We start from the raw sequence: 12,008 nt of genomic DNA on the forward strand, positions 1-12,008 counted from the left end.
GACGGGCCATGTCGCTCCACTCAATCGACAACGGTGCGTGCGTCGCTTTCATCCAGGCAAACGTGTCCAGCCGCACGATTCGACAAAGGGATACCCCAGCATCCGCAAGAAACTATGGGGCGGCGCTCTCTGGTCGCGTCCTACTTCGCTGGAAGCTGTGGCGGTGCGCCTATCGAGATTGTGCGGCAATACATCGAACAGCAGAAAACGCCGCACTAAGCTCAGCATTGGACGCCTACGGCGTCCGCGCTATCCTTCCTCGGCTGAAGGCCCAGGTTTGACGCGCATCCCGATCAATAATCCGGCGACCACGGATCGCACCAGCATCGCTGTGCCCGATATCGGACGATGACGCTGGGCGCGGACCGCCCTGACATGCAGGAATACCCCGCCACACAGCAGCGCCAGGCCGACCAGCATCGCTGCGGCAATCTCTTCCCGCCCTGGCGATAGAATCAGGTCGCCAACGTGATTTTCGGGATAGTGAAACAGCCACCAGGCACCTGCGCATACTTGCAGGACCCCAGCCATGCACCAGGCCGCACGGTGCCCCGCCAGGCGAAACGCCGAGGCCACGAGCATGCCGGCAATCGCCGCGATCCAGGCGCCGGCATACATCATTTGATTGAAACTACCGCCAAACAGGGTGCCGCCCACGTCCCGAGGCCGCATCCCGTGGACGGCGATCCAGCCGAGACTGGTAACGATTCCCAGAAGGGCAGTCCAGCTCAAAGCGGTGTCCAGCCATAACCACAGTCTTGGCGCAGGACGAGTCATCGGTGTCTTTCCGAGGCTTCGCTCACTTCGGATCGAGACTGGCTTTCGCCCAGCGAGCGCAGGAGCGCCGGCACCTTGGCGCTGCTGGTGGCCTGCACGCGGGTGATGAGGTCGTAGTCCACGCGGCTCATGCCGTAAGCCTGGGCGATATCGTGCTGCAGGCGGTGCCAGAGGTGGCCGGTCATCTGCGCATCGGCCATCGCACGGTGGGCACGCCCGGCCTTCGGCAGGCGCAGCATATCCACCAGCGTCGACAACCGGTGGTTTTGCGCGTGCGGGTAGACGCGCCGCGAAACGAGCATCGTGCAGGCGAAGGTCTGATCGGCTGGCATGCCCAGCAGCGCAAGCTCGGCTTGCCAGAACCTGCGGTCGAACCCCGCATTGTGGGCTACCACGGGATGCTTGCCGACGAATTGGGCCACTTCGCGCATCACCTTTGGCGCCGCGGGCGCCGACGCAATCATGTCATTGGTGATGCCGGTGAGGTGCACGACGTCCGAAGGGATGCGTCTGCCCGCGTTCATCAGGCTTTGATACTGGTCGACGATTTCCCCGTCGCGCAGCAGGATGACTGCAATTTCCGTGGCCCGGTCGCCTTGACGCGGTGACAGTCCTGTCGTTTCAAAATCCAGAACCGCAACGGTCTGCATAGTGTTCTTTTCCAATTGTTAGTCAATCGCCCGCCCGTGCCACCGGGTCAGGACGACGGCGCCTGCGCCGCCGGTGCGGGCTTCATCGCCCGCCGCCGCGCGCGCGCCGCCAGGCCGCTGCCCAACGCCCAGCGCAACGTGGGCGCCAGCACCCGCATGCCGGCCAGCGAGACCGGACGGCGGATCGCGGCGCTGCCATGCAGCCCAAGCTCGCGCTGTACCCAGCGCGGCAATAGCGCAATGCCGGCGTCGCCCATGATACGCACCGCCGGCACCAGCAGCGGGCTGGCCACCGGCATGGCCATGACCAGCCGCACCACTTCGCGCGTGCGATCGCTCACCACCAGCTCTGGGCGCATGCGCTCCAGGTAGGCGGCGATGGCGGCGGCGCTGCGCGGCACGCCGGTTGCGCCGAGCATCTCGGCGATCTGCGCCACTTCCGTGTAGTAGCGATCCTGCTCGGCCACCGGGAGTGGGCCGACATAGCGCAGGTAAGCGGTGAGAAAGCTCGACACCTCGGCCACATGCACCCAGGTCAGCAGCGCCGGATCGTCGGCCGAGTAGGGGCGGCCATCCGGCGCCGTGCCCTTGACCGACGCGTGGATGCGCCTGACGCGGTCAATCAGCGCCAGCGCATCGGCGCGGTTGCCGTAGGTGGTGCCGGCAATGAACTGCGCGGTGCGGCCCAGGCGGCCCTGCATATCGGTACGGAAGGTGGAATGATCCCACACGCCGGCCAGCGCCAGCGGATGCATGGCCTGCATCAGCAGGGCGCTGACGCCGCCGGCCAGCATCGCGGGGAAATCCGCGTGCACGCGCCAGCAGACCGCGTCCGGCCCGAACAGCCCGGGATCCCCGGGCGGGTTGTCGTAGTCGAGGTTGAGGCCGGAGTTGCTGCGGGTCAGGCCCCGCACCTGCGCGCCGGCACGGGCGCGCAGGCGGTCCAGCAGCCGGCGGGGAAGGGGAGTAGCCTGGGATGGGGACGGCGGGGTGCCGGGTTGTTGGCCTTGCGAGCCGCTCATAGGTGCCTGGTGTGCGTGGTGTTGCGAGGTTGATTGACCGCCGCTCAATAGTAATGCAGGTCGGTCGCCTTCCCCCAGAATACACGGTAGGCATACAGCGTGTAACCCAGGATGGTAGGCAGCACCACTGCCGCGCCCACCAGGATCACCCCCAGCGACTCCGGCGCGCTTGCAGCTTGCCAGATATCGATCTTGTCCACCACCAGGTAAGGAAAGATGCTGTACGCCAGGCCGTTGAACGCCATCAGGAAGATCACCGCCGTGCCGGCGAAGGGTACCCAGCACCAGCGGTCGTTGCCACGATCGTGCATGGCCGGCATGCGCCGCAGCAGGCGGTCGATGAGGATGAACAGCGCCACCGTGACCAGCGGGATTGGCGCCAGCAGGATGATGTTGGGCAGCGAGAACCATTTGTCGAAGATGCGCTGGCTCACCATCGGGGTGACCAGCGAGATCGCCGCCACGCCAATGCCCGTCAGCCACAGGCTGCGGCGCGCCCAGTACATGGCGCGCCGCTGCAGGCTGCCGCTGGTCTTCATGATCAGCCAGCCCGCGCCCAGCAGGCAGTAGCCTGCCACCAGGCACAACCCTACCACCACCGCAAAAGCCAGGTCGAGCCAGCCGTGCTGGAAACCCGTGATGTACAGGCCGAGCATCAGGCCCTGCGAGAAGGCGGCCAGCAGCGAGCCGGCGTAGAACGCGCGGTTCCACCACGGTTTGTGGTGAGCGCGCGCTTTCACGCGGAAGTCGAACGCCACGCCGCGCAGGATCAGCCCCGCCAGCATCAGCGCCACCGGCAGGTAGAGCTGGGTCAGGATCACGCCGTGCGCAATCGGAAAGGCCACCAGCAGCAGGCCCACGCCAAGCACCAGCCAGGTCTCGTTGGCATCCCAGAACGGGCCGATGGAGGCGATCATGGTGTCCTTGTCGGCATCGCCCGCGCGGCGCAGCAGCACGCCCACGCCCAGGTCGTAGCCGTCCAGGATCACGTAGACCAGCATCGAGATGCCCATCAGGGCCAGGAACACCAGCGGCATCCAGCCGGCGGGTTGGGTCAGGTCGGTCATTCTGCGCTCCGCAATTCGCCGGGCACCACGGCTTGAGGGGTTTCGATCTCGATCTCGGGCTGGCCCGCCTTCGGGTCAGTCCCAGCCTTGCGGGCCAGGTAGAACACCACCGAGACATAGGCCGCAATCAGCGACAGGTAAAGCGCCAGGTACATGACCAGCGTGGAGGCGATCATCGCTGCCGGCACCTTGGAGGCCGCCTGCGCGGTGGTCAGCACGCCGTACACCAGGTACGGCTGGCGGCCGATCTCGGTGACGTACCAGCCGGCCACCAGGGCCACCCAGCCGGAGAAGGTCATGGCAATCAGCGCGCGCGCCATCCACGGCGCGGGCTGGCTGCCGCGGCGCAATTGCCACGCCGCCACCCACGATACCGCCAGCATCAATAGGCCCACGCCCACCATGATGCGGAAGGCGAAGAACAGCGGCGCCACCGGCGGATGCTTGTCGCCAAAGGCATCGATGCCCTTGATCTCGCCATCCGCGCTATGGGTCAGGTAGATCGAAGCCAGCTTGGGAATGGCGATCTCGAAATCATTGCTTTGCGTGCGCGCGTTGGGCAGGCCGAACAGCACGGCTGGCGCGCCCTTCTCCGTCTTCCAGATCCCCTCCATCGCGGCGATCTTGGCCGGCTGGTGATGCAGCGTGTTCAGGCCATGGAGGTCGCCCGCCACGATCTGCAGCGGGATCAGCACCGCGGCGATGGTCACGCCGGTGCGCAGCGACGACAGCACCTCCGGCGCGCGGTCGCCACGCAGCCAGCGATAGGCGGAGATCCCCGCCAGCAAGAAGGCTACGGTCAGCCCCGACGCCAGCAGCATATGCGCGAAGCGGTAGGGGAACGATGGGTTGAAGATCACCGCCAGCCAATTCGTCACATGCGCGCGGCCATCGATCATCTCGAAGCCCGCCGGGGTTTGCATCCAAGAATTCAGCGCCAGGATCCAGAACGCCGACAAGGTGGTGCCGCCCGCCACCAGCAGCGTAGCGATGGTATGCGTGCGGTTGCTCACGCGGCGCATGCCGAACAGCATGATGCCGAGGAAGGTCGCCTCCAGGAAGAACGCCGTCAGCACCTCATAGGCCAGCAGCGGCCCGGCTACGTTGCCCACGGTCTCCATATAGCCCGGCCAGTTGGTGCCGAACTGGAAACTCATGGTGATGCCGCTGACCACGCCCAGCGCAAAGGTCAGCGCAAAGATCTTCACCCAGAAACGGTACGCCGCCATCGAGCGATCGTCGCCGGTCCTATTGAAGCGCAGCTTGAAAAACAGCAACACCCAGCCCAGCGAGATGCTGATGGCGGGAAACAAGATGTGGAACGTGATGTTGGCGGCAAACTGCACGCGCGCAAGCACCACCGGGTCGAGCGACGAGAACATGGAACTACTCCTTCCGGGTGCGGGTCGACTTGGCCTTCACGGCACTGGCAGGGGGTTTGTCGGCGCGGGCTCTCCCGCCGATGGCAACGCTGAGCTTGTCCTTCACATCCAGCAGTTTGTTGACCTTGGAGCCGAGCTTCATCAGCTTCTCCAGCGTGGCCACATCCAGCTTCTGGATCTCGCCGAACCAGCTCGTCACCAGCAGGATCAGCCCGTACATCTCCTTCATCCGCTCCTGCGCATGGCGGTCATTGGGATCGCTCACGGCTTCCAGCTGGACCTCGCGCAGCATGGACAGAGTCGGATCGATCTCGCGCCGGCGGCGCTCCTCGGCCAGCGTGCGGAAGATGGCCCAGACATCATCGGGGGCCGAGAAATACTCGCGGCGGTCACCCGGCTGGTGCGACAGCTTCACCAGGTTCCACGACTCCAGCTCTTTGAGCCCGATGCTGACGTTGGAGCGCGAAAAGCCCAGCGCCTCGGCGATTTCATCTGCGTTGAGCGGACGGGAGGCGGTAAACAGCAAGGCATAGATTTGCCCGACCGTGCGGTTGATGCCCCAGCGGCTGCCCATTTCACCGAAGTGGAGCACGAAGCGCTGGATCAGGGGCGAGAGATGCATGCTTGTTTGTTTTGAATTTTTAGGAAGTTGTGAAAGTTTAGTACGAAAGGGTGGGTTGTGCCTGGGTTGGGGGTGCGACAACGGGTCGCTGTTGTCACGTCCCACAGTTTGTGGGTTTTGTGCCGAAGTTAGTGGCCCACCATGCCGGCGTGACCGGCAGACCGCGCTCCACCAGATTGCGGTCGAGCGCCGCGCGCGCCAACGAGGGCAGCGCCACCTTGCTCGCTTTGGCCCCTTGCCGACCAGGGCTGAGCCAGTGGTCGCCATGAGGATCGTTGTCGATGCCGCCGAGGGTTGCGCTGACCAGTTCGCTGGCGCGCAGGCCTGTCGCGTAGGCGAAGTCGAGCACGAACCTCAGGCGTTGAATGGGCCGCTGGCCAGGCTGGTACATGCTGGCGCGCTGGCTCTTTCTATATAGAAGGGCTGTGGGCCGGGGCATCTGTACCGCAGTGCAACTTGCATTCGCTGCGCCGTTGCCCTAGAAATAATTAAATATTTCCAAAAATATCGGCTGTTGTCATAGCCGCGTGGCCCCACCGGGGCTGCGGCCGCAAGCATGGCCCCCATGCCACGACCACGGAATGCCGGAGACCCGCGACGGGCATCGCGATCGCATTCCGCAGGAGGGGGTGATCATGTCCATCACGCGCAGACAGTTCCTGAAGGCCACCGGCGGCGCGGCCGCCAGCATTGGCGTTTCGGGAAGCTTATCCAATCCGGCGCAGTCCGCGCCAGCACCCGCCGATCTGGGCCGGACGACGCTGCCGTTCACCCCTAAGGTGGTCGCGCACCTCGGCCAGCTGCGGGTCAATACCCCGGTCAGTTTCCTCTACCCGGACGCGTCGTCGCCCTGTGCCGTCATCAAGATGGGGATGCCGGTGCCCGGCGGGGTCGGCCCCGACCGCGACGTAGTGGCCTATAGCACGCTTTGTACGCACATGGGCTGCCCGGTCGCCTACGACGCCGGCGCGCGCACGTTCAAATGCCCCTGCCATTTCAGCATTTTCGATCCCGAGAAGAGCGGCCAGATGGTGTCGGGACAGGCAACCGAGAACCTGCCGATGGTCCGGCTCCAGTACAACGACAGCGATGGCACGGTAAAAGCCATCGGTATCGAGGGGCTGATTTACGGGCGTCAAGCCAACCTGCTGTGAAGGGGGCGTACTGCCATGGCAACCAACAAGGACCGGGTGGCGCTGCCGCCCGTGAATGCGCAGCGGACCAACCTGACCTGCCATTTCTGCATCGTCGGCTGCGGCTATCACGTCTACAAATGGCCGGAGAATAGCGAGGGGGGCCGAGCGCCCGGCCAGAACGCGCTGGGGCTGGACTTTCGCAAGCAGCTGCCTGCGCTGGCGGTGGTGATGACGCCGAACATGCAGAACACCGTCATCGACCGGGACGGCCAGCGCCACAACATCCTCATCGTGCCCGACAAGCAATGCAGCGTGAACCAGGGCTTGTCGTCGACACGAGGCGGCCAGTTGGCCAAGGTGATGTACAACCCGGACGGCGTGGCCAGGGCCCGCTTGCGCAGCCCGCGCGTCTATATGGCCGACCAGTGGGTCGATACCAGTTGGGATGACGCACTGGCCCTCTACGCCGGCGTGACCAAGCGGATCCTGGATCGCGACGGGCCCGCCGCGCTGGCGTTCGATTGCTTTGATCACGGTGGTGCGGGCGGTGGCTTCGAGAACACCTGGGGCACTGGCAAGCTGATGTTCACGGCGCTCAAGACGCCTCTCGTCCGGATTCACAATCGGCCGGCCTACAACTCCGAATGCCATGCCACCCGCGAAATGGGCATCGGCGAGCTCAACAACAGCTATGAGGATGCCGAACTCGCCGATGTGATCATGGCGATCGGCTGCAACTCCTACGAGACCCAGACCAACTACTTCCTGGCGCACTGGCTGCCGAATCTGCAGGGCCAAACCATGGACAAGCGCAAGGCGCGCTTCCCCGGCGAAAGCGTCGCCGCGGCCAAGGTGATCTTCGTGGACCCGCGCCGCACCACGACGATCGCGGTGGCGGAGCAGGCGGCCGGCAAGGACAACGTGCTGCACCTCGATATCGAGCCCGGCACCGACATTGCGTTGTTCGATGGGTTGCTGACCTATGTGGTGGACCAGGGTTGGCACGACAAGGAATTTATCGCGGGCTATACCAAGGGGTTCGACGCGGCGCTGCGCGCGAACCGGCTGTCGCTGGAGGACACCAATCGCATTACCGGCGTCCCGGTCGACAAGCTCAAGCGCGCGGCGGAGTGGGCCTACAAGCCAAAGGCGTCCGGCCACCGGCCGCATACGATGCATGCCTATGAAAAGGGCATCATCTGGGGTAACGACAACTACCTCATCCAGTCCGCACTGGTGGACCTGGTCCTGGCCACGCACAACGTTGGCCGGCGCGGCACGGGCGTGGTGCGCATGGGCGGGCACCAGGAGGGTTATGCAAGGCCACCTTATCCTGGCAGCACGAAGATTTACGTGGACCAGGAGATCATCCACGGCAAGGGGCTGATGTACACGGCGTGGGGCGCCAATCCATTCCAGACCACACTCAATGCGCAGGAGCACCGCGCCGTGATCCTGCGACGCACCGCGGTCGTGCGAGAGGCGATGGCACGCCAGCGCGGGGCCACCGTGCCGCAGATGGCGGATGCAATCTACGACGCCGTGAAGAGCAAGGGCGGGCTGTTTCTGACCAACATCAATTTGTATCCCACCAGCCTGGCTGACGCCGCGCACCTGATGCTGCCGGCCGCCCATCCGGGCGAGATGCACCTGACTTCGATGAACGGCGAGCGCCGGATGCGCTTGTCGGACCGGTTTATGGATCCGCCCGGCACCGCGCGCCCGGACTGCTTGATCGCCGCCGATATCGCCAATACGCTCAAGCGGCTGTACGAGGCAGAGGGCAAGGGCGAGATGGCCGCGCGCTTTGGCGGCTTCGACTGGCGGACCGAAGAGGATGCTTTCAATGACGGCTTCCGCCAGGCGGGCCAGCCCGGCGCCGTCCCGATCGACAGCCAGGGCGGCAAGACCGGCAATCTGGTCACATACGAGCGGCTGCGTGCAATGGGCAACAATGGCGTGCAACTGCCCACGAAGGAATACCGCAACGGCCAGTTGATCGGGACCGAAATGCTCTACATGGACGGCAAGTTCGATACGGCCGACGGCAAGGCCGAGTTCAAGCCGGCGACCTGGCCCGGGCTGCCGAAGCCTGTCGCCGAGCAGAAGGCCAAGTATCACTTCTGGATCAACAACGGCCGGGTCAACGAGGTGTGGCAGACGATGTACCACGACCAGTTCAACGAATTCGTGCGCGCGCGGGTGCCCATGGCCTATCTCGAGATCCATCCAGAGGACGCTCGGGCGCTGGGCGTGACCTCTGGCGACGTGGTCGAGGTCTATAACGACTACGGCTCCACCTATGCCCTCGCTTACCTGGAGCCGGACATCAAACGCAACCAGACGTTCATGCAGTTTGGTCATTTCAACGGAGTCATGGGGAACGTGACCACGTCGTGGACCGATCGCAATGTTGTGCCGTATTACAAGGGCACCTGGGCGGACCTGCGCCGCGTTGGCAGCATGCAAGACTTCAAGGAGACGGTAAGCTTCAAGCGGCGACGCTTCGACCGCGCCTAGCGCGAACCCGGCCGGCGGCGCACCAACTCATGCCGGCTGGCCGGCGCGCGCACCTTTCCGATCACGTCACGTTGGCATCGACCGCGCCTACTGTCGAGTTGGAAGACGCCTTGCCCCGCGCTTGGCGCGCTTGCTTTTGATCCATTCTTCCAATATTATGGAATTATGGAAGAAAACGATGTGGTCCGCTCCCTCGCCGCGCTGGCCCATGGCCTGCGCCTTCAGGTTTTCCGCCTGCTGGTGGTGGCCGGGCCGTCTGGTTTGACGCCCGGTGCGATCACCGAGCAGGTCGGGGTGCCCGGTGCGACGTTGTCCTTCCACCTGAAGGAATTGATGAATGCCCGTCTGATCACGCAAGAGCGTGAAGGGCGACATCTGATCTATCGCGCCGCGTTTGAGCACATGAACGACCTGCTTGGCTTCCTGACGGCCAACTGCTGCCAAGGGGAGGCCTGTTTCGAGAATACCGCCGGCACCGTTTGCGAGTGTTAAAGGGAAACGCCAATGAAGCGCTTTCACGTCCACCTCAACGTCCAGGACCTCGGCAAGAGCATTGCCTTCTACTCGAAGCTGTTCGCGGCCGAGCCGACGCGGATCGAGAGCGACTACGCAAAATGGATGCTAGAGGATCCGCGAGTGAACTTCGCCATCTCCACCCGTGGTGGTGAGCCTGGCGTGGATCACCTGGGGTTCCAGACCGACAACGCGCAAGAGCTGGTGGCGCTGAAAGACCGCGCGGAAGCTGCCGATATGGCGCTGCTTGATGAAGGAGAGACGACCTGCTGCTACGCACGCAGCGAGAAACACTGGGTCACGGATCCCCAAGGCATCGCGTGGGAGCATTTCCACACGCTCGGGAACGTACCGGTGTTCGGTGAAAGCCGGCCTGCGGAAGCTTCTACTGCAGACTCGGCATGTTGCGCGCCGCGCGCCCCACAGGGCAAGCCGATTGGCATCGCCGTGAAATCCAACTCGTCGTGCTGCTGAAGGCCATCATGAGCGAAAAGACCTGTAACGTGCTGTTCATCTGCACCGGGAATTCGGCGAGGTCCATTCTCTCCGAAGGGCTGATGAACCATCTGGGCAAGGGGCGCTTCCAGGCTTACTCGGCTGGCAGCCACCCGACGGGTATTGTGAATCCCCTTGCACTGGCGACCCTGCGGCGCTACGGGCTGCCGACGGAAGCCTTCCGCAGCAAGAGCTGGGACGAGTTCTCCCAGGATGGCGCGCCGCAACTCGATTTTGTCTTCACGGTCTGCGACAAGGCCGCCGGAGAAATGTGCCCGGTATGGCCCGGGCAGCCGATGACGGCCCACTGGGGCGTGCCAGACCCGGCCGCATGCGAAGGGACCGAGGCGCAGAGGCAGCAGGCGATCAACGATGCCGCCATCACGCTGAAACGACGCATCGAACTGTTCCTGTCCCTACCTATCCTTAAGCTCGATGCCGTTGCCCTTCAGAAGGCAGTGCGCGATATCGGGCAAAGCTGACCATTGCTAGCAGTGCTTATGACAACCAACGTTCTAATCCTCTGCACCCACAACTCTGCGCGAAGCGTACTGAGCGAAGGTATGCTCAACCATTGGGCAAAGAAGCTGGGCAAGAATGTCCGTGCCTATAGTGCGGGGAGTGCGCCAAGTGGCCGCCTGAATCCGTTCGCCCTCGAAGCGCTGACCAATGCCGGTGTTGACGTCAGCGGCTATCGCAGCAAGAGCTGGGACGAGTTTGTCGGCGAAGGCGCGCCTGAGATGCACATTGTGATCACCGTGTGCGACAGCGCGGCCGCAGAGGAATGCCCATACTGGCCGGGCAGTCCGGTGAAGGTGCATTGGGGGTACGTCGACCCGTCGAACGCGCCCGGTGGGGATGACGGTAAGCGTCAGGCCTTCGAGCTGACACGCCAGGCCATCAGTTACCGCATGTTGCAATTGCTGCAGTTGCCGCTTGAGAATCTGAGCAAGGCCGATCTGCAGCAAGTCTTGACCGCCATTTCGAAGAGCTAAGCATCATGGCAGACCTGCCTCGCAAACTTGGGGCGGAAGCCCTTGGCACGGCGCTACTGCTGGCCGTTGTCATTGGTTCGGGAATCATGGCCGAGCGCCTGGCCGGTGGCAATGTCGCCATTGCCTTGCTGGCCAACACACTCGCCACTGTGGGCGGCCTCTATGTGTTGATCGAGGTATTCGGTCCGATCAGTGGAGCGCACTTCAACCCGGCCGTCAGCGCGGTCATGGCGGTCCGGGGCGAACTGCCCATGCCGGCCCTGCTGCCATACATCGTGGCCCAACTGCTCGGCGCCGTGCTCGGCGCGTGGCTGGCCCACGCGATGTTCGACATGAGCATTCTGCAGTTTTCCACCAAGGTGCGAACCGGCCCCGGCCAGTGGATCGCGGAAGCAGTGGCGACGGCCGGCCTGCTTCTGGTCATCCTGCGGGCGCCGAATGGGCGCGCACCCGCCATGGTGGCGAGCTACATCGGCGCCGCGTACTGGTTCACCGCTTCCACTTCCTTCGCCAATCCGGCCGCCGCCTTCGGTCGGATGTTCAGTGATACGTTTGCCGGCATCGCGCCTGCGAGCGCGCCTGGATTCATGGTCGCCGAGTTGGTTGGCGCTGCCGTCGGACTGGCGCTGCACAGCGCGTTCGAGCCTCGCACGAAGAGCGCCGGTCATCCGAACGTGATCGAGTCCTCAGGTCAACAGGACCGAGCTCCAGGGGCGCGCGAGAACATCTAGGGTCTCGCCAGGAGCGCGGTGGCCGCTGCGTGGTTACGCAGCTCCAAATCCATTCCATCCATAACGGCAGCGCCCAGCCACACCGGCTGGGCGCTGCC

The 12,008-nt window shown here is 64.2% G+C and carries 14 protein-coding genes and 1 pseudogene; 8 read left to right on the top strand and 7 right to left on the bottom strand.

Annotated features, from left to right (window positions below; translation table 11 throughout):
- Positions 1-114: 114 nt before the first annotated feature.
- On the top strand, positions 115-219 hold the full coding sequence (locus ACYP5B_RS17520; RefSeq protein WP_459570519.1) for a hypothetical protein: 105 nt from the start codon (positions 115-117) through the stop codon (positions 217-219).
- A 30-nt stretch (positions 220-249) separates the two neighbouring features.
- On the opposite strand, the gene ACYP5B_RS17525 is transcribed toward ACYP5B_RS17520, so the two are convergent.
- The 7 genes and pseudogenes from ACYP5B_RS17525 to ACYP5B_RS17555 form a co-directional block, all read right to left on the bottom strand.
- Entirely contained in the window at positions 250-732 is a 483-nt protein-coding gene (locus tag ACYP5B_RS17525; protein WP_459570520.1) for a hypothetical protein, read from the bottom strand.
- 41 nt (positions 733-773) lie between these two features.
- Positions 774-1,427, bottom strand: a complete 654-nt coding sequence (locus ACYP5B_RS17530) for a 3'-5' exonuclease (RefSeq protein WP_400096150.1) — start codon at positions 1,425-1,427, stop codon at positions 774-776.
- A 47-nt stretch (positions 1,428-1,474) separates the two neighbouring features.
- Positions 1,475-2,449 carry an oxygenase MpaB family protein gene (locus tag ACYP5B_RS17535; RefSeq protein ID WP_400096151.1) on the bottom strand — a complete coding sequence of 325 codons (975 nt, stop codon included), beginning with the start codon at positions 2,447-2,449 and terminating at the stop codon, positions 1,475-1,477.
- 44 nt (positions 2,450-2,493) lie between these two features.
- The gene (locus ACYP5B_RS17540; protein WP_459570521.1) at positions 2,494-3,516 is read right to left on the bottom strand and encodes a cytochrome d ubiquinol oxidase subunit II; all 1,023 of its coding nucleotides are present in this window, start codon (positions 3,514-3,516) and stop codon (positions 2,494-2,496) included.
- Positions 3,513-4,898, bottom strand: coding sequence for a cytochrome ubiquinol oxidase subunit I (locus tag ACYP5B_RS17545; RefSeq protein WP_459570522.1), 1,386 nt, complete (start codon positions 4,896-4,898; stop codon positions 3,513-3,515). The genes ACYP5B_RS17540 and ACYP5B_RS17545 overlap by 4 nt, the downstream gene beginning before the upstream one ends.
- A 4-nt stretch (positions 4,899-4,902) precedes the next feature.
- Complete coding sequence (locus tag ACYP5B_RS17550) at positions 4,903-5,520, bottom strand: GbsR/MarR family transcriptional regulator (protein WP_318232218.1); 618 nt, start codon at positions 5,518-5,520, stop codon at positions 4,903-4,905.
- A 136-nt stretch (positions 5,521-5,656) separates the two neighbouring features.
- Positions 5,657-5,884, bottom strand: a pseudogene (locus ACYP5B_RS17555) (site-specific integrase); the annotation flags it as partial.
- A 271-nt stretch (positions 5,885-6,155) separates the two neighbouring features.
- Here ACYP5B_RS17555 and ACYP5B_RS17560 point away from each other — a divergent pair.
- The 7 genes from ACYP5B_RS17560 (at position 6,156) to ACYP5B_RS17590 (ending at position 11,910) form a co-directional block, all read left to right on the top strand.
- Positions 6,156-6,674 carry an arsenate reductase (azurin) small subunit gene (locus ACYP5B_RS17560; RefSeq protein ID WP_459570526.1) on the top strand — a complete coding sequence of 173 codons (519 nt, stop codon included), beginning with the start codon at positions 6,156-6,158 and terminating at the stop codon, positions 6,672-6,674.
- A gap of 15 nt (positions 6,675-6,689) precedes the next feature.
- The gene (locus ACYP5B_RS17565; protein ID WP_459570523.1) at positions 6,690-9,176 is read left to right on the top strand and encodes an arsenate reductase (azurin) large subunit; all 2,487 of its coding nucleotides are present in this window, start codon (positions 6,690-6,692) and stop codon (positions 9,174-9,176) included.
- A 165-nt stretch (positions 9,177-9,341) separates the two neighbouring features.
- The gene (locus tag ACYP5B_RS17570; protein ID WP_400096155.1) at positions 9,342-9,668 is read left to right on the top strand and encodes an ArsR/SmtB family transcription factor; all 327 of its coding nucleotides are present in this window, start codon (positions 9,342-9,344) and stop codon (positions 9,666-9,668) included.
- Between the two features lie 12 nt (positions 9,669-9,680).
- Positions 9,681-10,163 carry an ArsI/CadI family heavy metal resistance metalloenzyme gene (locus ACYP5B_RS17575; protein ID WP_400096156.1) on the top strand — a complete coding sequence of 161 codons (483 nt, stop codon included), beginning with the start codon at positions 9,681-9,683 and terminating at the stop codon, positions 10,161-10,163.
- Between the two features lie 8 nt (positions 10,164-10,171).
- A complete protein-coding gene (locus ACYP5B_RS17580) occupies positions 10,172-10,666 on the top strand; it encodes an arsenate reductase ArsC (RefSeq protein WP_459570527.1) in 495 nt (164 codons plus the stop codon).
- A gap of 18 nt (positions 10,667-10,684) precedes the next feature.
- On the top strand, positions 10,685-11,179 hold the full coding sequence (locus tag ACYP5B_RS17585; protein WP_400096157.1) for an arsenate reductase ArsC: 495 nt from the start codon (positions 10,685-10,687) through the stop codon (positions 11,177-11,179).
- 5 nt (positions 11,180-11,184) lie between these two features.
- Positions 11,185-11,910 (top strand): MIP/aquaporin family protein, encoded by a 726-nt coding sequence (locus ACYP5B_RS17590; protein ID WP_459570524.1) that lies wholly within the window; start codon positions 11,185-11,187, stop codon positions 11,908-11,910.
- The last annotated feature ends 98 nt before the right edge of the window (positions 11,911-12,008 follow it).

The sequence above is a fragment of the Cupriavidus sp. 8B genome (assembly GCF_054589115.1).